Genomic DNA, 19,386 nt, shown 5'->3' with positions numbered 1-19,386 from the left:
AAAGGCCCGAATGCCGGGCTGCGGTTGGCTCTCAAGCTAAACGCAAGTGTCACGCGTTAAGGCGACACCCGGATTCAAGGACTTGGGCTGGGTCGATGATCGGGTTCGTACAGCACCAAAGGGGTTCTACCCCGAAATCACGGACGGTTGTGAAAGAGCTTGGAACTTCCGATCGTGCCTGGCGACCCGTCGCCGCATCCTTGGGTTGTGGAACCGCTCGACGTATTCGAACACATCAGTCCTTGCCGCATCGAGTGTCGGGTACGTCATGCGGTAGACGCGTTCGCGCTTGAGCATTCCGAAGAACCCTTCGCAGGCGGCGTTGTCGCCGCAGTGACCCACCGCGCTCATCGAACACACCAGACCGTTGGCCGCCAGATACCGCTGGTAGTCGCCGCTTCGAAATTGACTGCCGCGATCGGAATGCAGGATCACCGGGCCGCTGCCTTGCCGCTGCCAGACCGCCATCTGCACCGCCCGGATCACCATGTGCCGGTCCTGCCGGTAATGCATCGACCAGCCGACCACCCGCTGGTCGAACAAATCCAGCACGATGCACAGATACAGCTTGCCTTGGCCGGTCTTGATCTCGGTGATGTCGGTGACCCACTTGGTCTCCGGCTCCAGCGCGGTGAAGTCTCGCTCCAGCAGGTTGCGCACGCCCGGGGGCGTCAGCGCCGGCTGGCCGCGCTGGCCACGCCGCTTGGGACGCGGCCACCCCTGCAGGCCCTCGACCGCCATCAGGCGCGCCACCCGGTTCAAGCTGGCGCTCTCGCCTTGGTCGGCCAGGTCTTCGTGCATGCGCCCGGCGCCCAGAGTGCCCCGGCTGTCTTCGTGCATCTCGCGGATGCGCACGGCCAAGCGCTGGTTGTCGCGCTGTCGGGCGCTGGGCAAGCGCTTGCTCCAGTCGTAGTAACCGCTGGCCGACACCCGCAGGCAACGGCACATCAGTCGAACCGGAAACTCGTCGCGGCAACGTTCGATCACCTGATACCTCAGGATGATCCCTTGGCAAAGAACGTCGCCGCTTCTCGCAAAAAATCCCGTTCCTTCTTGATCCGGGCCAACTCGCGCTTCAGCCGGGCCAGTTCCTCGTCCCGCGGCGTGCCGGTGCCGCCGAAGGAGGTGTTGCCCTGGCTCTGCGCCTCCCGCTTACAGCGGGTCAGCAGGGTGTCGCGGATCCCCAGCTCCCGGGCCACCTGGGCACAGCTCACACACGGCTGGCTGGCCTGCTCAACCGCGCCGCGCTTGAACTCGGCGCTGAACTTCCTTCGCTTCGACATGAACACTCCTCATGGCCTGGATCGGCCTTCTTGCAAGTGTCCGTGAAAACGGGGGTGAACCCCGCTGGCCCTCGAGCGGAGCGCGGGCGAACAGTGGCGCCAGCGCGATGCGGTTGCTCGGGTGCGGCACCGAATCGGTGGAGGTGAACCGGCTGAACACCCGCAGAAGCTCCGCGTGTGCCTCGCCATCGAGCAGGGCGTGGACGACCACGCATTCGGGCGTGGGCAGGCCCTGTTCGATCAGCTGGCGGCCCGCCACCAGCAGGGTGCGGCCGGAGGAGGCGATGTCGTCGACCACCACCGGGGTGCGGTCGCGGAAGTGGCGCAAGTCGGGCAGCGCGATGGCCACGTCGCGGTCGCCACTGCGGACCTTGCGCAGGACCGTGTGCGGGGCGCCGATGTGGGCGGCGATGGCACCGGCCCACTGCTCGCTCTCCTCGTCCGGGCCCACGATCAATGGCCGCGGGACGTTGGCATCGATCCACCCGGCCAGCAGCGGGGCGGCATGCAGGGTCGTGGTCGGGATCGTGTAGATCGCCGCCAGCGTCGGATGCCGGTGCAGGTGCGGGTCGGCGGTCAGCAGCGCATCGAAGTGGGCCGAGAGCAGGGTGCGAAGGTTCGCGAGGTGACGGCCTCGCCGGGCTGGAAGCGGATGTCCTGGCGCATGTAGGCCAGGTACGGTGCGACCAGGTTGACTTCGGCCGCGCCAAGTTCGCGCGCGCAGTCGGCGGCGAACAGCAGGGTGGTGAGGTTCCCGTCCGGGCGGGCGAGGGTGCAGACCAGGTCGACCACCTTGCCGGCGACGTCGGCGTGCAGGCGCACGTAATGCTCCCCATCGGGGAAGCGGCGGGCCTCGATACGGCCGTGCCCGGCACCGGTGGCTGCGACCAGCTGCGCGGCGAACGTCTCGTTGCCGGGGACGGCGAGAATCAGGCGCTGCATCAGCCGGCCTTGATGGCAGCGGCAGCGGGCAGGCAGGCCAGCGGCCAGTTCCCCGACTGGGGCGGGAACGGATGGAAAAGGGGTGCGCCGATGCTGCTCATCGCTGTCTCCAGTGGAAGTTGCCGGTGGGGGCGGGCTTGCCCGGCACCAGCGGGCATGGGCTCCCGCCACGCAAGCCGAGTATTCCAGTCCTGTGGTGCCGGCGACATTGACCCCAATCAGCAAGCGCCGGAGCGCGCGGACCCGCTGCCGGCTGAATCCCGGTCCCGGGAAGCCCCGCGGCGATTGACGATTGCTGCATCGCGGCGTAATGTAACAGCACGCTATTACATTGATACGCATGAAACCCCGTCCGCTTTCCCCCCTGCCGCGCCTGACCGATGAAGCCCTGCTGCCCCTGGTGCAGGCACTCGGAACGCTGGTGTCCGACGAGGAACGCATCGCGTTCCTGCGCGACCTGTGCACCCCGGCCGAGCTGGAAGCGATGGTCGACCGCTGGCGGGTGGTGCCGTTGCTGCTCGACGGCGTGCCGTATCGCGACATCCATCAACGCACCGGGGTCAGCGTGACCACCACCGGCCGCGTGGCGCGCACCCTGGAGTCCGGTCATGGCGGCTATGCCGTGGCCATCGAACGCCTTCCCGCGCGCTGAATCCTTTTTCTTCAGAGAGTTCCCATGTCCCCGACCCCTGCCGCGCCGGCGCGTGATCGCCTCCGCATTGCCATCCAGAAGAAGGGCCGCCTGGCCGACCCGGCCCGTGCCCTGCTGACCGCCTGCGGGCTGAGCTGGCGCGAATCGCGCGACAAGCTGTTCTGCTTCGGTGAATCGTTGCCGGTGGACCTGCTGCTGGTGCGCGATGACGACATCCCCGGCCTTATCGCCGATGGCGTTTGCGACCTCGGCATCGTCGGCTTCAACGAGCTCGACGAGCAGGCCAAGGCGCGTCGCCAGATCGGCCTGCCCGATGCCTACCGCCCGCTGCGCGAACTGGGCTTCGGTGAGTGCCGGCTCATGCTCGGCATTCCCGAGGAGTGGGAGTGGACCGGCGTGGAAATGCTGCAGGGCAAGCGCATTGCCACCAGCTACCCGGCCATCCTCACCGCCTGGCTGGCCGAGCGAGGCATCGCCGCCGACGTGGTCGAGCTGTCCGGTTCGGTGGAAATCGCCCCGCGCCTGGGCACGGCCGACCTGATCGCCGACCTGGTGTCCTCCGGTGCGACCCTGCGCGCCAACCAGCTCAAGCCGGTGGAAGTGCTGATGGAATCGACCGCGGTGCTGGCCGGTCCGGTACGCGAGCTCAACGACAGCCGTGCCAACCTGATGGCGATGCTGCTGCGCCGCCTGGACGGCATCAACGCCACCCGCGAGCAGAAGCTGCTGATGTTCAACGCCGCCGAGGACAGGCTGCCGGCGATCACCGCGCTGCTGCCGGCCAGCGCCGACGTGGTGCGCCTGCCCGGCGGCGCTGATTCCCTGCGCCTGCAGGCCATGTGCGGGACCGGCCTGAGCTGGCAGCAGCTGGAAGAGATCGAGCGCGCCGGGGCTTCGGGCCTGATGGTGCTGGCCGTGGAGAAGTCGCTGGCATGAACACCCTGATCTGGAACCAACTTTCCCCGGATGAGCAGGCCGCCGCGCTGACCCGCCCGGTGCAGACCGTGGCCGCGCAGACCCGCCAGGCCGTGGCCGACCTGATTGCCGAAGTACGCGCCGGCGGCGATGCCGCCCTACGTGCAATCACCCAGCGTTTCGATGGCGTGTCGCCGGAAAGCTTCGAAGTCAGCGAGGAGGAATTCGCTGCCGCCGAAGCGGCGGTGTCGCCGGAACTGCGTCAGGCCCTGGTGGAGGCGATTGCGCGCATCCGTACCTACCACCAGGCCGGCATGGCCCAGCCGTATTCGGTGCAGACCGCGCCGGGCGTGAACTGCGGCAAGGTGATCCGTCCGATCGGCCGCGTCGGCCTGTACGTGCCGGCCGGCAGCGCGCCGTTGCCCTCGACCGCGATGATGCTTGGCGTTCCCGCCCAGCTTGCCGGCTGTCGCCAGGTCGTGCTGTGCACGCCGCCGCGCAAGGATGGCAGCGCCGACCCGGCGGTGCTGGTGGCCGCGCGCCTGACCGGCGTGCAGCGCGTGTTCAAGCTCGGCGGCGCCCAGGCGATCGCGGCGATGGCCTACGGCACCGAAAGCGTGCCGGCCAGCGACAAGCTGTTCGGGCCAGGCAATTCCTTCGTCACCGAGGCCAAGCAGCAGGTGGCCCAGGACGGTGCGGTGGCCATCGACATGCCGGCCGGCCCGTCCGAAGTGCTGGTGATCGCCGATGCCGGCGCCAATCCCGCGTTTGTCGCCGCCGACCTGCTGTCGCAGGCCGAGCACGGCCCGGATTCGCAGGTGCTGCTGCTGTCGGACAGCGACGACCTGATTGCCGCCGTCGCCGACGAGGTCGAAAAGCAGGTCGCAGTGCTGGCGCGTGCCGACATAGCGCGCAAGGCGCTGGCCGCCTCGCGCCTGATCCAGGTCGAGGCGCTGGAGGAAGCCTTCGCGATCTCCAACCGCTACGCGCCCGAGCACCTGATCCTGGCCCTGCGCCAGCCGCAGAACTGGCTCGACCAGGTCGAGGCCGCCGGTTCGATGTTCCTCGGCGATTACACCCCCGAGGCGCTGGGCGACTACTGCTCGGGCACCAACCACGTGCTACCGACCGCCGGTGCCGCGCGTGCCTGGTCGGGCGTCAGCGTGGCCAGCTTCCAGAACCAGATCTCGGTGCAGTCGGCCACGGCGCAAGGCATGGCCGCGATCGGCCCGTGCGCGCTGACCCTGGCCCGCGCCGAAGGTCTGGGCGCACACGCCAACGCGGTCGCGCTGCGCCTGGGAGTACAGCCGTGAGCGACGTGCTTTCGCTGGTGCGCGAGGACCTTGCCGGTTTCGGCGGCTATTCCTCGGCGCGTACCGCCAAGCTGAGCGGGGATGTCTGGCTCAACGCCAACGAATCGGCCTGGGCCAACCCCGGGGATGCCGACGGCAGTTGCCGCCGTTATCCAGAGCCGCAGCCGCCGGCGCTGGTGCAGGCACTGGCCACCTTGTATGGCGCGCAGCCGGAACAGGTGCTGGTCGGTCGCGGCAGCGACGAGGCCATCGACCTGCTGGTGCGCACGCTGTGCGAACCCGGCCGCGATGGCGTGCTGTTCACCCCGCCGGTGTTCGGCATGTACGCCGTTTCCGCGCGTCTGCAGGGGGCAAAGCCGATCGAGGTGCCGCTGCTCGATACCGAGGCCGGTCTGGTGCCGGACATCGAGGCGGTGATCACTGCGGCCATCGAGGGCAACGCCAAGCTGGTGTTCCTGTGCTCGCCGTCCAATCCGGGCGGCAGGAGCGTGCCGCTGGCCGACGTCGTGCGCGTGGCGCAAGCGCTGGCCGGGCGCGCGCTGGTCGTCGTTGACGAGGCCTATGGCGAGTTTGCCGATGAGCCGTCCGCGGTCACGCTGATGGGCCAGTACGCCAACATCGCCGTGCTGCGCACGCTGTCCAAGGCCCATGGCCTGGCCGCGGCGCGCATCGGCACGCTGGTCGCCGATGCCGGCCTGGTCGCGCTGCTGCGCAAGGTGCAGGCGCCGTACCCGATCCCGGCCCCGTGCAGTGCGCTGGCACTGGCCGGCCTGACGCCTGAGGCGCTGGCACTGACCGCCAACCGTGTGGCCGAGGTGCGTGCTGAACGTGCCCGGCTGCAGGATGCGCTAGCCGCGCTGCCGGTCGTGAGCCGGGTGTACGCTTCGGACGCCAACTTCGTGCTGGTCCGCTTCGCGAATGCCGAGGCTGCCTTCCAGGCGCTGCTGGCGGCAGGCATCGTGGTCCGTGACCAGCGCGCCGCGCCGCAGCTGGGCGATGCCCTGCGCATCACCTTGGGTACTCCCGAACAGAATGACTGCGTGATCGCCACGCTCTCCGCCCTGAAGGCCACTGCATGACCCCGATCCTGTTCATCGACCGCGACGGTACCCTGATCGAGGAACCGACCGACTACCAGATCGATGCGTTCGAGAAGCTGCGCTTCGTGCGCAACGTCATCCCGGCGCTGATCAAGCTGCGTGACGCCGGCTGGCAGTTCGTCATCGTCTCCAACCAGGATGGCCTGGGCACCCCGGCCTATCCGCAGGAGAGCTTCGACGGTCCGCACAAGCTGATGATGCAGGTGTTCGAAAGCCAGGGCATCACGTTCCGCGACGTGCTGATCGACCCGAGCTTCCCGGCCGACGCCAGCGCCAACCGCAAGCCGGGCATCGGCATGATGGTCGGCTACCTGCAGGACCGCAGCATCGACTGGCCGCGCAGTGCCATGGTCGGCGACCGCCCGACAGATGTGCAGTTCGCCGACAACATGAAGATCCGCGCCTTCCAGCTCAAGACCGACGAATTCGGCGGTGAGTGGGACTGGGACGGCATCGCCCACGAACTGGCCGATGCGCCGCGCCGCGCGGTGGTCCAGCGCAATACCAAGGAAACGCAGATCCGCATTGCCGTGGATCTGGATGCGACCGGCCCGTGCCGCTTCGATACCGGCCTGCCGTTCTTTGACCACATGCTCGAGCAGATCGCCCGCCACGGCGGTTTTGCGCTGGACGTGGTGGCCAAGGGGGACCTGCATATCGACGAGCACCACACTGTCGAAGACACCGCCCTGGCCCTGGGCCAGGCCCTGCGTGAGGCACTGGGCGACAAGCGCGGCATCGGCCGCTACGGCTTCACCCTGCCAATGGACGAGACCCGGGCCTCGTGCGCGCTGGATTTCTCGGGTCGCCCGTACCTGGTCTTCAGGACCGATTTCAAGCGCGAGAAGGTGGGTGACCTGCCGACCGAGCTGGTTGAACACTTCTGGCGTTCGTTGTGCGACGCATCGGGAATGAACCTCCACCTCACGGTGGAAGGGGACAATGACCACCACAAGATCGAAGCCGGCTTCAAGGCGTTTGCACGCGCGCTGCGCCAGTCCATCGCCCGTGCCGGCACTGATCTGCCTTCCACCAAGGGGGCGTTGTGAGCGACGGCAAACAGATTGTCGGCCTGGTTGATGCCGGTGGCGCCAACCTCGGCTCGGTGCGCTATGCGCTGGAGCGGATCGGCGTGGACGTGCGCCTGGTGCGCGGGGCCGGGGAGCTGGAGAACGTCGACCGGGTGATCCTGCCCGGCGTGGGTGCCGCGGCCGAAGGCATGGGCCGGCTGACCCGCCAGGGCCTGGTCGAGCCGCTGCGTGCGCTGGACAAGCCGCTGCTGGGCATCTGCCTGGGCATGCAGCTGCTGTTCGAGGCCAGCGAGGAAGGCAATGTCGATGCACTGGGCCTGCTGCCCGGCGTCGTGCGCCACCTGCATCCTGCGGTGGGCATCCGCGTGCCGCATATGGGCTGGAACAAGCTGCTGGCGCTGCGCGAGTCGCCGCTGCTGGACGGCATTCCGGCTGGGTCCTCGGCCTATTTCGTGCACAGCTACGCCGCGCCGGTGACCAGCGACACGGTGGCGGCCTGCCACCACGGTGGCCTGTTCACCGCCATCGTCCAGCGCGGACATTACTGCGGCGCGCAGTTCCACCCCGAACGCTCGGCCGCCGCCGGTGACCGCCTGCTGCGCAACTTCCTTGCGATGGATTTCTCATGAGTTTCACCGTTTACCCCGCGCTGGACATCCGCAACGGCGCGGTCGTGCGCCTGGTCCAGGGCGACTACAACCAGCAGACCACCTACGGTGACGACGTGTTGCCACGCGCGCAGGGCTTCGCCGATGCCGGTGCGACCTGGATGCACCTGGTCGACCTGGACGCCGCCAAGGCGGGCGGTTACACCCTGGCCGGAACGCTGGGTGCGATCAGCGCGCAGACCGGCCTGAAGATCCAGACCGGCGGTGGCGTGCGCTGCCGCGATGACGTGGCCGCGATCCTGTCCGCCGGCGCCTCGCGCGTGGTGGTCGGTTCGGTCGCGGTACGCGATCCGGACACCGTCATCGGCTGGCTGGCCGAGTTCGGTGCCGAGCGCATCACCATCGCACTGGATACCCGCCAGGGCGAGGACGGTGTGTGGCACCTGCCGGTGCATGGCTGGACCGAGACCGGAGATGTCACCCTTGACGAGCTGGCCACCCGCTATGCGCAGGCCGGGATGAAGCACCTGTTGTGCACCGACATCGCCCGCGACGGCATGCTGTCCGGGCCGAACATCGATCTCTACAAACATCTGGTCGCGCTGTTGCCGGGCGTCGCGGTACAAGCCTCCGGCGGCGTGCGCGATCTGGCCGATGTGGCCGCCGCCAAGGCCGCAGGCTGTGGCGGCGCGGTGCTCGGCAAGGCCCTGCTCGAAGGGCGCCTGCAGCTGACGGAGGCACTGGCATGCTGAGCCGCCGCATCATTCCCTGCCTGGACGTGCGCGAAGGCCGCGTGGTCAAGGGCGTCAAGTTCCGCGACCACGTCGACATGGGCGACATCGTCGAGCTGGCGCTGCGCTACCGCGACAACGGTGCCGACGAGCTGGTGTTCTACGACATCACCGCCAGCCCGGAAGGGCGCAGCGTGGACCGCAGCTGGATCGAGCGCGTCGCCCGCCTGATCGACATCCCGTTCTGCGTGGCCGGCGGCATCAAGGACGTGGAGACCGCGCGTGACATCCTGCATGCCGGTGCGGACAAGATCTCGATCAACACCCCGGCACTGCAGCGCCCGGCGCTGATCAGCGAGCTGGCCGAGGCCTTCGGCCGCCAGTGCGTGGTGGTCGGCATCGATTCGGTGAAGGAGGAGGACGGCCACTGGCACGTGCGCTCGTTCACCGGCGATCCGGCCAAGACCCGCAGCGAGGCCCGCCGCACCCTGGACTGGGTGGTGGAAGTGCAGCAGCGCGGTGCCGGCGAAATCGTGCTCAACTGCATGGACAACGACGGGGTGCGTCGTGGCTACGACATCGCCCAGCTGCGCGCGGCCCGTTCGCTGTGCAAGGTGCCGCTGATTGCCTCGGGCGGTGCCGGCGAGATGGTCCACTTCGCCAATGTGTTCGACCAGGCCGACGTGGACGGCGCGCTGGCTGCCAGCGTGTTCCACTCCGGCGCCATTCCCATTCCGGAACTCAAGCAGTTCCTGCGTACGCAACAGATCGAGGTTCGTGATGTCCTTTGAAGTGTTCGGTCCGGTGGACCCGATGTTGTCTCCCGACTGGGCCAAGGGTGATGGCCTGCTGCCGGTGATCGTGCAGGACGCCGGCACGCTGCGCGTGCTGATGCTCGGCTACATGAATGCCGAGGCGCTGGCCGAGACCCGTCGCAGCGGCAGGGTCACCTTCTACAGCCGCAGCAAGCAGCGCCTGTGGACCAAGGGCGAAAGCTCGGGCAACCGCCTGGACGTGGTCGACATCAAGCTCGATTGCGACCGCGACACCCTGCTGGTCACCGCCTATCCGCATGGCCCGACCTGCCATACCGGCAGCAACAGCTGCTTCGGCGAGGTGCCGGGCAACTTCCTTGGCGAACTGGATGCGCTGGTGAAGCAGCGCGAGCACGACCGCCCGATCAACAGCTACACCACCAGCCTGTTCGAGAAGGGAATTCGCCGTATCGCGCAGAAGGTGGGCGAGGAGGGCGTGGAGACCGCGCTGGCCGGCGTCGTGCAGCGCGACGAGGAACTGCTGGGCGAATCGGCCGACCTGCTGTTCCACCTGATCGTGCTGCTGCGTGCCCGCGGGCTGTCGCTGGCCGACGCGGTGGCGGTGCTGGAAGAACGGCATGCCAAGGCAGCGGAGAAGTCGCGCCGCTGAGCGGGGCAGGGCGCCGGCCTTGCCGGTGCCCGCGTCAGGCGGAGGCAGCTGCCCGCGGGGCGGCCTTCAGTTCGCGCCAGGCCATGCGCAGCACGCGCAGGGCCGAGCGCAGGAACAGCACCAGCAGGGCCGAGGCAATCAGCAGGTCCGGCCAGCCCGCACCGAAGATCCACACCGCCACGGCTGCCAGCAGCACGGCACAGCCTTCGAAGATGTCGTTGCGCGAGCATTCCCAGGCCGAGGCCAGGTTGACGTCGCCGCTGCGGTAAGGCGTCAGCAGCCACAGGCAGACCAGGTTGGCGCCCAGATTGAGCAGGGCGGCGATCCCCATCGTCTCGAACAGCGGCGTGCCCGGGTGGGCCAGGCGCCAGCCGATCTGCACGGCAACGCACAGCGCCGCAGCCATGATCAGCACGCCCTTGAGCAGGGCCACGCGGGCCTTGGCCCTGGTGCTGGCGCCGACCACCGCCAGGCTGATCGCATAGGTCAGCGCATCGCCGAGGCTGTCCAGACTGCCGGACAGCAGCGAGGAGGAGCCGCCATGCCAGGCGGCCAGCGCCATCAGCGCGAAGCTGGCGACGTTGATCGCCAGCACCGCCTTCAGCACGCGCTTCTGCCGCGCCTCCAGCGCCGCCACGTCCACGCCCTTGCTGCAGCCACAACACTCGCCCATTGCCCGGATCCACTGGATGACAGGCGGATTATCGCGCCGGATGCCGCTGCGGGGAACCAGTGAAGGTTACGGGCGATAATGCCGCGTTCGTTACTGCTGGAGTTGCCCATGCGTACACCGCTGCTGGCCGCGTTGCTGCTGGCCATCGCCCCTGTCGTTGCCGTCGCTTCGCCCTGCCAGCAGGGCAGCGTGTTCGAGGACCGCAACGGCAATGGCCGCCGTGATGCCGGCGAGCGCGGGCTGGCCGGAATCCGCGTCAGCGATGGCACGCAGGTAGTGGTGACCGATAGAGAGGGCCGCTTCCAGCTGCCGGGCGAGGCGGCGATGGTCACCGTGGTCAAGCCGGCCGGCTACCGCGCAGCGGCCCGCGCCGATGGCCTGCCGGACATCTGGCGGCAGGCAGGGCAGGCAGATACGGATGCAGCCGGTGCCTGCCGCGCGTTTGCGCTGGTGCCCGAGCCCAGGGCGCCGCAGACGCTGAAGGCACTGGTGATGGCCGACAGCCAGACCGCCTCGCAGCTGGACGTCGATTACTTCCGCCGCGACATCATCGAACCCTTGCGTGGCCGGCACGGCGCCCAGCTGGGCATGACCTTGGGTGACATCACCAACGACGATCCGTCGCTGTACCCCGCGCTGGTGGCGGCGACCACGTCGCTGGGCGTGCCATGGCTGCACGTGCCCGGCAACCACGACATGGACGTGGATGCCACCAGTGATGCCGACTCGCTGCGCAGCTACCACCGCCATCTCGGCCCGGACACCTATGCCTGGGAAGAACGGCAGATGGTGTTCATTGGCCTGGACGACGTGATCGCCCGGCCCGGCACGAAGCCGGCCTACGTCGCCGGCCTGCGCGAGGAACAGTTCACCTTCCTCGAGCAGTACCTGGGCGGGCTGGACGACTCGCGGCTGGTCGTGATCGGCGTGCACATGCCGCTGTTCGATCCGTCGTTCCGCCCAGCCGATCGCCAGCGCCTGTTCGACCTGCTGGCGCGCTTCCCGAAGCGGCTGGTGCTCAGCGCCCACACCCACCAGCAGCAGCACGTCTTCCACGATGTGGCCGCCGGCTGGAAGGGCGAGGGGCGGCTGCACGAATACAACGTCGGTGCGGCCTGCGGCGCGTTCTGGTCCGGCGTCAAGGATGCCCAGGGCATCCCGGACACCACGATGAGCGACGGCACGCCCAACGGTCATGGCCTGCTCACCGTGCAGGCCGACGGCCGCTACATGCTGGAATACCGGGTCGCCCGTGGCGAGGCCAGCGAGCAGATGCGCCTGCATGCGCCGAGGGTACTGCGGCGCGGTGCCTATCCGGCATGGGGCGTATACGCCAATGTGTTCATGGGCCACGAGGACACCGAGGTCGAATTCCGTGTCGACGGTGGCCCGTGGACGCCGATGAAGAAGGTGCTGCGTCCCGATCCGTGGCTGCTGGCGCAGAACGTGGCCGATGACACCAGCGCTGTGCTGCGTGGCTATGACCGCTCGCCGGAGGCCAGCCCGTCCTCGCATCTTTGGCGCGGCGCGCTGCCGACCACGCTGGAAGTGGGCGAGCACGTGGTCGAAGTGCGCGCCCGGCTGGACAGCGGCCAGGCAGGTGCGCAGACCCGTTATGCGCTGCAGCATGCCGGTCCCTGATCCTCCGGCCCGTCCCGTCCGTACTGGACGGGCGGCCTGGCAGGGCGAGGGATTGCGTCTCCCTCGGTCTCCGGACGCTGTCCCGCCTCTTAAGAAAGGGTTTTCCTGAAGATTGGAGCCGGGCAGGTCTGTCCGCCCTGGCTGCCTTGGAAGCCTCGACGGCCATGTGCCGCCGCTTGCCTGTGTGGCCCGGGCCGGCCAGGCCACGGTATTCCCGCAGGCCATCGGCCTGGCCGCAACCTTCGACGTGCCGCTGATGGGCGAGGTGGCCAGCGCGATCAGCGACGAGGCCCGCGCCAAGCACCACCAGTTCGCCCGCGGGCACGCGCGCGGCCGCTACCAGGGCCTGACCTTCTGGTCGCCGAACATCAACATCTTCCGCGATCCGCGCTGGGGCCGCGGGCAGGAAACCTACGGCGAGGCCCCCTGCCTGACCGCGCGCATGGGCGTGGCCTTCGTGCGCGGGCTGCAGGGCGATGACCCGACCTACCGCAAGCTCGATGCGACCGCCAAGCACTTTGCCGTACACAGCGGACCGGAGGCCGACCGCCATCACTTCGATGCGAAGCCGGGTCGGCGCGATCTGTACGACACCTACCTGCCCGCGTTCGAGGCGCTGGTGAAGGAGGGCGAGGTCAATGCGGTGATGGGCGCCTACAACCGCGTCTACGGCGAATCGGCCAGCGCCAGGCAGTTCCTGCTGCGCGACGTGCTGCGCCGCGACTGGGGCTTCAAGGGTTACGTGGTCTCGGACTGCTGGGCCATCGTCGACATCTGGAAGCACCACAGGATCACCGCCACCCGCGAGGAAGCGGCGGCGCTGGCGGTGAAGAACGGCACCGAGCTGGAATGCGGGCAGGAATACGAGACCCTGCCGGCCGCTGTGAAGCAGGGATTGATCAGCGAGGCGGAAATGGATGATGCGGTCACCCGCCTGTTCACCGCGCGCATGCGCCTGGGCATGTTCGACCCGCCCGAGCGCGTGCGCTGGGCCAGCATCCCGTACTCGGCCAACCAGGCGCCCGCCCATGACGCGCTGGCGCTGAAGGCCGCGCGCGAATCGCTGGTACTGCTGAAGAACGACGGCATCCTGCCGTTGCCGGCCGACACCCGGCGCATCGCCGTGGTTGGCCCCACCGCCGACGACACCATGGCCCTGCTGGGCAACTACTTCGGCACGCCGGCCGCGCCGGTGACGATCCTGGCCGGTATCCGCAAGGCTGCACCGTCGGTGGAAGTCACCTATGCGCGTGGCGTGGACCTGGTCGAAGGCCGTGATGACCCGACGGCCACGCCGCTGATCGAGGCCACCTACCTGCGTCCTTCGGTCGATTCACCCGAGCGGGGGCTGCGCGGCGAACACTTCGACAACCCCGACCTGGCCGGCAAGCCAAAGCTGGTGCGCACCGATGCGCAAATCGGCTTCCGCTGGGACCGAGGCTCGCCCACCGACAACCTGATGGCGCGCGGCGAGGCCGGTCCGGGGCAGGGCGTACCGAACGATCACTTCAGCATCCGCTGGACCGGCCAGCGGATGCCGCCGGTATCCGGTCGCTACCGGCTGGAGGCCGCGGCTGACGATGGTTTCCGCCTGTATGTCGATGGCAGGCGCGTGCTCGACCACTGGAGCAAGGCCGACCGCATGCGCGCCGACAGCGTGGAGCTGGACCTGGAGGCCGGCCGCGCTTACGACCTGCGACTGGAGTACTACGACGGCGAACGCGATGCCGCCGTGCGCCTGGCCTGGGACAAACCCGGCGCCCGGTCGCCGTTCGAGGAGGCGCTGGAGGCCGCGCGCAATGCCGACGTGGTGGTGTTCGCCGGCGGGCTGACCGGCGATGTCGAAGGCGAGGAGATGACGGTCAACTATCCTGGCTTTGCCGGCGGGGACCGCACCGACCTGCGCCTGCCCGCCACCCAGCGCTCGTTGCTGGAAGCGCTGCAGGCCATCGGCAAGCCGGTGGTGCTGGTGCTCACCGGCGGCTCGGCGCTGGCGGTGGACTGGGCCGACCAGCACCTGCCGGCGATCCTGATGGCGTGCTATCCCGGTCAGCAGGGCGGCACCGCGGTGGGCGAGGCGCTGTTTGGCCAGACCAATCCGGCAGGACGCCTGCCGGTGACGTTCTACCGCGCCGACGAGCAACTGCCGGCCTTCGACGACTACGCGATGGACGGCCGCACCTACCGCTACTTCCAGGGCAGGCCGCTGTATCCGTTCGGCCATGGCTTGTCCTACACCCGCTTCGATTACCGCGGCCTGCGCGTGGATGCCCCCCGCGTGCATGCCGATGGCCGCGTGCAGGTGCAGGTGGAGGTGGCCAACAGTGGCCAACGCGCCGGTGACGAGGTCGTACAGCTCTACGTGCGACCGCTGCAGGCCGCGCAGGGCAGGGCGCTGAAGGAGCTTCGCGGCATACAGCGAGTGCACCTGCAGCCCGATGAGCGCCGCACCGTGGCCTTCACCATCGATGTGGACCGCGACCTGCGCCATTACGACGAGGCCGCCCAGGCCTACGTGGTGGCGTCAGGCGATTACGAAGTGCAGGTCGGCGCATCCAGCGCCGACGTCCGCGCCCGTACCCGACTGCGTGTGGAGAAGGCACGATGAGCGAAACGACGACCGCACCGGCCCCGTGGCCGCGTGCAAACGCCACCGAAGGGGAAGTCCCGATGTCCGGCACCGAGCAGCGCCTTTCCGTCAGCGAGAAGCTGGGTTACAGCCTCGGTGACCTGGCCGCGAACCTGATCTTCCAGACGCTGATCACCTATCTGGCGTTCTTCTATACCGATGTCTACCGGCTGCCGGCGGCGACGATCATCTTTGTGGTCGGCCTGTGCGCCGCCCTCGTGTTCACCCCGGTCATTGGCGTGCTCGCCGACCGCACCCGCAGCCGCTGGGGCAAGTTCCGACCGTGGATCCTGTGGACGGCGGTGCCGTTCGGCGTGCTGTCGCTGCTGGCCTTCAGCACCCCTGACCTGGGCGAGCGCGGCAAGGTGATCTACGCGCTGACCACCTACAGCCTGCTGGTGATGGTGTATGCGGCCAACAACCTGCCGTATTCGGCGCTGAGCGGCGTGCTCACCGGCAGCATGGACCAGCGCAACAGACTGTCGGCCTACCGCTTCGTGGCGGTGATGATCGCCCAGTTCATCATCCAGGTGCTGCTGATGCCGTTGGTGCTGATACTGGGCGATGGCGACCGCGTGCGCGGCTTCGAGAACGTGATGACGGTGTTCGCCATCGTCGGCACCGTGTTCTTCCTGATCACTTTCACCACCACCCGCGAGCGCGTGGTGCCCACGGTCGAACAGTCCGGCGGGGTCATGCAGGACCTCTCCGACCTGGCCCGCAACCGACCCTGGCAGCTGATGCTGGCGCTGACCGTGCTGGTGTTCGTCACCCTGGCGCTCAAGGGCGGCACCTACATCTACTACTTCCAGTACTACCTCGACGAAGCGGCGCTGGCCGGCTTCCTGCGGGACTCCGGCTTCAACGGCGTGATCGCCGCGCTCAACGCCGGTTTGACCCGCGTCGGACTGGCTGGCTTCCAGTGGCCGGAAGATCCGGCCACCTCGGCCGTCAGGCTGTTCAATGGCAGCGGCATCATCTGCATGATCATCGGCATCGGTTTCTCGCGCCGGCTGGCCCAGCGCTTCGGCAAGCGCGATGTGTTCGGCGCCGCGCTGCTGGTCCCCACGGTGTTCCTGCTGGCGTTCTACCTGTTCGCGCCGACCGCCATCGTGCCGGTGTTCCTGGCCTTCATGGCCCACGGCTTCTGCTACGGCATCACCATCCCGCTGCTGTGGGCGATGATCGCCGACGTGGCCGACTACTCGGAGTGGAAGAACCACCGCCGTGCCACGGCCATCATCTTCTCGGCGATGCTGTGCGGCCTGAAGATCGGCCTGAGTGTCGGTGGCGCGCTGGTCGCCGGCATCCTCGCCCATTACGGCTACCAGGCTGGCGCGTCCACGCAGCCACAGGTGGCGGTCGACGGCATCCGCATGACCGTGAGCGTGTACCGCTCGATTCCCTTCCTGGTCGCGGTGGGCCTGCTGTTCGCCTACGAGATCGACCACCGCCTGGAGGTCCGCATCGAGCGCGAGCTCAACCAGCGCCGGCGCGGCGCGTCAGTGTCGCAGCAGGAGGCACGGCCATGACCGACCACATGATCAACCAGGGGCCGTCGCTGCAGGACGAGCAACTGCAGCGCCTTGCCGCGTGCGCCATCTCCAGGCCGCTGCTGACCTCGATCTACACCGCCGATCCCTCCGCGCACGTGTTCGACGGGCGGCTCTACATCTACTGCTCGCACGACATCGATGGGGGCACGGCGTTCGATGATGACGGTGGGCACTTCGTGATGGAGGACTAACACGTCCTGCGCCTGGATTCGCCGGACGGTCCGGCCACCGACTGTGGCCTGGCCCTGCACCTGCGCGACGTACCGTGGGCCGCGCAACAGATGTGGGCACCGGATGCGGCGCGGCGCGACGGCCGTTACTACCTGTACTTTCCGGCCAAGTGCGCGGACGGTCTGTTCCGCATCGGCGTGGCCAGCGGCGATCGCCCCGAGGGCCCGTTCGTTGCCGAACCCGAGCCCATCGCCGGCACCTATTCGATCGACCCGGCGGTATTCGAGGACGCGGACGGCGCGCACTACCTGTACTTCGGTGGGATCTGGGGCGGGCAACTGCAGCACTACCGAGACAATGTCCATGCCGCCACCCATGCCGAACCCGGCGACGACGAGCCGGCGCTCGGCGCGCGCGTGGCCCGGCTCGATGCCGGGATGACCGCACTCGCCGAGCCGACCCGCGCGGTGGTGATCCTGGACGAGCAGGGCCAGCCCTTGCGTGCCGGTGACCACGCGCGGCGCTACTTCGAGGGGCCGTGGCTGCACCGTCACGGTGGCCGCTACTACTTCTCGTATTCCACCGGCGACACCCACCTGCTGTGTTACGCGGTGGGCGACAACCCGTACGGGCCGTTCACCTACGGGGGCGTGATCCTCAAGCCGGTGGTGGGCTGGACCACGCACCATTCGATCTGCGAGGTCGACGGGCGCTGGTACCTGTTCTATCACGACAGCCTGCAGTCGGGCGGGGCCACCCACCTGCGTTCGATCAAGTGCACCGAGCTGCACCACGAGGCCGACGGCAGCATCCGCACCATTGACCCTTACGGTGGCTGAGCACGTACTCCCGCAGGATGCCGCACTGGCGCCGCTGCCGCCGGGCAGGACGCTGCGCCTGCGGCGTGGCGCGCTCGAGGTCGAGCTTGCGCCCGAGACTGGCGGTCGCATTGCCCAGATCCGCGTGGATGGACAGAAGTGGCTGGTCGGCCCGGATGACGGCTGGCCGGGCGCGATCGCCTGGGGCTGCTATCCGATGGTGCCGTGGGCAGGGCGGGTACGCGCCGGCCGTTTTGACGTCGCTGGCACCCGTTACCAGCTGCCGCCCAACCTGGGCGGGCACGCCATCCACGGCATTGGCTTCGTCCTGCCGTGGCAGGTGGTGTCCTGCACGCAGGACAGTGCGGAGCTGCTGCTGCCGCTGCCATGCGACAGCCGCTGGCCCTTTGGCGGCGTCGCCCGGCAACGGATCGTGCTGGCGGACTCGTCCCTGCACCTCACGCTGGAGATACAGGCCGGCCACGTGTCCATGCCCGTGGTGCTGGGTTGGCATCCCTGGTTCCGCAAGCCGGCCCGGCTGCAGTTTTCTCCAGGCGCGATGTATCCGCGTGATGCCGAGGGCATTGCGCTGCGGCCGACCGTGGCCCCGGCCCCCCGGCCGTGGGATGACTGCTTCATCAGCCACGACGGCGCCGCCCTGGAGCGCGATGGCTATCTGCTGCGCATGATCTCGGATTGCACCCACTGGGTGGTCTATGACGGCACCGCCCATGCCATCTGTGTGGAGCCACAGACCGGTCCGCCGGATGCCTACAACCTCGGCCCGGATGTCCTGCACCCGGGTCAGCGGATGAGGGTGCGGCTGACTCTTGAGTGGGAACGCGCGTAGGTAGTCAGCGGCTTCGCACCCGCCGCTACTTCTGCAGGAGCTGAACACTTCATCGCGTGATTGCCTTTCACGCCATTTTCATGTGGCTTCTGCTCCCTTCGCACCTCTTCTACACATTGCTGACGGGGGTATGGAATTCATATACCCTCGGCGCACAGTTCACATTCCAGCGGCCCCGGCCGCTCTTTCCATGGGATCCATTCAATGGCACTGAAACAACGCACGGTAGATCTCATCACCGCCCGTCAGGCGGAAATCCTCGACGCTTGGAAAGCCCAGCTGGCCCAGTCCGGCCACAGCACTTCCGGCGTCTCGCTGGAGGCCCAGGTCCGTGATTTCTGGACCCTGTTCCTTGGCGCCGTGGGCGCCACGGATGCCGCCCAGTTCGAAGGACGTGGCTGGGAAGAGATGCGCCGTTTCCTGGAAGACCTGTCGCGCGAGCGCGTACTCAAGGGCTTCAACTCGGCCGAGACCGCGATCTTCATCTTCTCGCTCAAGCGTCCGCTGTTCGACCTGGTCCAGCAGGGCTACAAGGACTCGCCGCAGGAACTGGCTTCCGAAACCTGGACCGTTTCCGAGCTTCTGGACATGCTGGGCCTGCATACGGTCAAGGCCTTCCAGAAGTCGCGCGAGGAAGTGATCGCGCGCCAGCAGGAGGAGATGCTCGAGCTCTCCACCCCGGTGGTGAAACTGTGGGACGGCGTGCTGGCGCTGCCGATGATCGGCACGCTGGATTCGCAGCGTACCCAGCTGGTGATGGAATCGCTGCTGCAGCGGATCGTCGAGACCGGCTCGGAAATCGCGATCATCGACATCACCGGCGTGCCGACCGTGGATACGCTGGTTGCCCAGCACCTGCTCAAGACCGTCACCGCGATCCGCCTGATGGGCGCCGATGCAATCATCAGCGGCGTGCGCCCGCAGATCGCGCAGACCATCGTCCACCTGGGCCTGGACCTGCAGGGCATCGTCACCAAGGCCAACCTGGCCGATGCACTGGCCCTGGCCCTCAAGCGCGTCGGCCTGACCGTCTCCAAGGCGGACTGAC

At 68.2% G+C, this 19,386-nt stretch carries 17 protein-coding genes and 2 pseudogenes; 15 read left to right on the top strand and 4 right to left on the bottom strand.

What is annotated here, in order from left to right; translation table 11 throughout:
• Positions 1 to 126: 126 nt before the first annotated feature.
• The 3 genes from LG380_RS05350 to LG380_RS05340 form a co-directional block, all read right to left on the bottom strand.
• Positions 127 to 1,283 (bottom strand): IS3 family transposase gene (locus tag LG380_RS05350; protein ID WP_225763936.1). Its coding sequence is split into 2 segments (ribosomal slippage): positions 127 to 1,043 and positions 1,043 to 1,283, totalling 1,158 coding nucleotides; the frame shifts between segments, so codons are not numbered across the junction.
• Complete coding sequence (locus LG380_RS05345) at positions 1,234 to 1,764, bottom strand: phosphoribosyltransferase family protein (RefSeq protein ID WP_225766458.1); 531 nt, start codon at positions 1,762 to 1,764, stop codon at positions 1,234 to 1,236. The genes LG380_RS05350 and LG380_RS05345 overlap by 50 nt, the downstream gene beginning before the upstream one ends.
• 95 nt (positions 1,765 to 1,859) lie before the next feature.
• Positions 1,860 to 2,225, bottom strand: coding sequence for a ribose-phosphate pyrophosphokinase-like domain-containing protein (locus tag LG380_RS05340; RefSeq protein ID WP_225763935.1), 366 nt, complete (start codon positions 2,223 to 2,225; stop codon positions 1,860 to 1,862).
• A gap of 340 nt (positions 2,226 to 2,565) precedes the next feature.
• Between LG380_RS05340 and LG380_RS05335 the strand changes: the two genes are divergently transcribed.
• The 9 genes from LG380_RS05335 to hisIE are packed head-to-tail and all read left to right on the top strand — an operon-like array spanning position 2,566 to position 10,000.
• Positions 2,566 to 2,877 (top strand): YerC/YecD family TrpR-related protein, encoded by a 312-nt coding sequence (locus LG380_RS05335; RefSeq protein WP_225763934.1) that lies wholly within the window; start codon positions 2,566 to 2,568, stop codon positions 2,875 to 2,877.
• A gap of 24 nt (positions 2,878 to 2,901) precedes the next feature.
• Positions 2,902 to 3,813, top strand: coding sequence for an ATP phosphoribosyltransferase (hisG, locus tag LG380_RS05330; protein ID WP_225763933.1), 912 nt, complete (start codon positions 2,902 to 2,904; stop codon positions 3,811 to 3,813).
• The gene (gene hisD / locus LG380_RS05325; RefSeq protein WP_225763932.1) at positions 3,810 to 5,105 is read left to right on the top strand and encodes a histidinol dehydrogenase; all 1,296 of its coding nucleotides are present in this window, start codon (positions 3,810 to 3,812) and stop codon (positions 5,103 to 5,105) included. The genes hisG and hisD overlap by 4 nt, the downstream gene beginning before the upstream one ends.
• Positions 5,102 to 6,184 carry a histidinol-phosphate transaminase gene (hisC, locus tag LG380_RS05320; protein WP_225763931.1) on the top strand — a complete coding sequence of 361 codons (1,083 nt, stop codon included), beginning with the start codon at positions 5,102 to 5,104 and terminating at the stop codon, positions 6,182 to 6,184. The genes hisD and hisC overlap by 4 nt, the downstream gene beginning before the upstream one ends.
• Entirely contained in the window at positions 6,181 to 7,254 is a 1,074-nt protein-coding gene (gene hisB / locus LG380_RS05315; protein ID WP_225763930.1) for a bifunctional histidinol-phosphatase/imidazoleglycerol-phosphate dehydratase HisB, read from the top strand. The genes hisC and hisB overlap by 4 nt, the downstream gene beginning before the upstream one ends.
• A gap of 14 nt (positions 7,255 to 7,268) precedes the next feature.
• Positions 7,269 to 7,865, top strand: a complete 597-nt coding sequence (hisH, locus tag LG380_RS05310) for an imidazole glycerol phosphate synthase subunit HisH (RefSeq protein WP_225766456.1) — start codon at positions 7,269 to 7,271, stop codon at positions 7,863 to 7,865.
• The gene (hisA, locus tag LG380_RS05305; protein WP_225763929.1) at positions 7,862 to 8,596 is read left to right on the top strand and encodes a 1-(5-phosphoribosyl)-5-[(5-phosphoribosylamino)methylideneamino]imidazole-4-carboxamide isomerase; all 735 of its coding nucleotides are present in this window, start codon (positions 7,862 to 7,864) and stop codon (positions 8,594 to 8,596) included. The genes hisH and hisA overlap by 4 nt, the downstream gene beginning before the upstream one ends.
• The gene (gene hisF, locus LG380_RS05300; RefSeq protein WP_225763928.1) at positions 8,590 to 9,366 is read left to right on the top strand and encodes an imidazole glycerol phosphate synthase subunit HisF; all 777 of its coding nucleotides are present in this window, start codon (positions 8,590 to 8,592) and stop codon (positions 9,364 to 9,366) included. The genes hisA and hisF overlap by 7 nt, the downstream gene beginning before the upstream one ends.
• Positions 9,356 to 10,000: a bifunctional phosphoribosyl-AMP cyclohydrolase/phosphoribosyl-ATP diphosphatase HisIE gene (gene hisIE / locus LG380_RS05295; protein ID WP_225763927.1), complete on the top strand. Its 645-nt coding sequence runs from the start codon at positions 9,356 to 9,358 to the stop codon at positions 9,998 to 10,000. Before hisF ends, hisIE begins: the two co-directional genes overlap by 11 nt.
• A gap of 34 nt (positions 10,001 to 10,034) precedes the next feature.
• Here hisIE and LG380_RS05290 read toward each other — a convergent pair whose 3' ends face one another.
• Positions 10,035 to 10,673, bottom strand: coding sequence for a cation transporter (locus tag LG380_RS05290; protein ID WP_225763926.1), 639 nt, complete (start codon positions 10,671 to 10,673; stop codon positions 10,035 to 10,037).
• Between the two features lie 108 nt (positions 10,674 to 10,781).
• Between LG380_RS05290 and LG380_RS05285 the strand changes: the two genes are divergently transcribed.
• The 6 genes and pseudogenes from LG380_RS05285 (at position 10,782) to LG380_RS05260 (ending at position 19,385) form a co-directional block, all read left to right on the top strand.
• Positions 10,782 to 12,314 carry a calcineurin-like phosphoesterase C-terminal domain-containing protein gene (locus LG380_RS05285; protein WP_225763925.1) on the top strand — a complete coding sequence of 511 codons (1,533 nt, stop codon included), beginning with the start codon at positions 10,782 to 10,784 and terminating at the stop codon, positions 12,312 to 12,314.
• Between the two features lie 184 nt (positions 12,315 to 12,498).
• Positions 12,499 to 14,922 (top strand): annotated as a pseudogene (locus LG380_RS05280) (glycoside hydrolase family 3 C-terminal domain-containing protein); the annotation flags it as partial.
• A gap of 62 nt (positions 14,923 to 14,984) precedes the next feature.
• Positions 14,985 to 16,475 carry an MFS transporter gene (locus LG380_RS05275; protein ID WP_225766453.1) on the top strand — a complete coding sequence of 497 codons (1,491 nt, stop codon included), beginning with the start codon at positions 14,985 to 14,987 and terminating at the stop codon, positions 16,473 to 16,475.
• Between the two features lie 8 nt (positions 16,476 to 16,483).
• A pseudogene (locus LG380_RS05270) lies at positions 16,484 to 17,509 on the top strand (glycoside hydrolase family 43 protein).
• Entirely contained in the window at positions 17,502 to 18,338 is an 837-nt protein-coding gene (locus LG380_RS05265) for an aldose epimerase (protein WP_225763924.1), read from the top strand. Before LG380_RS05270 ends, LG380_RS05265 begins: the two are co-directional and overlap by 8 nt.
• 204 nt (positions 18,339 to 18,542) lie before the next feature.
• The gene (locus LG380_RS05260) at positions 18,543 to 19,385 is read left to right on the top strand and encodes an STAS domain-containing protein (protein WP_225763923.1); all 843 of its coding nucleotides are present in this window, start codon (positions 18,543 to 18,545) and stop codon (positions 19,383 to 19,385) included.
• Position 19,386: the final 1 nt, after the last annotated feature.

This window comes from Stenotrophomonas sp. Marseille-Q4652 (genome assembly GCF_916618915.1).
Classification (GTDB): Bacteria; Pseudomonadota; Gammaproteobacteria; order Xanthomonadales; family Xanthomonadaceae; genus Stenotrophomonas.
Note: the sequence above shows the minus strand (reverse complement) of the source record. Positions and strands in the feature narration are given on the sequence as shown.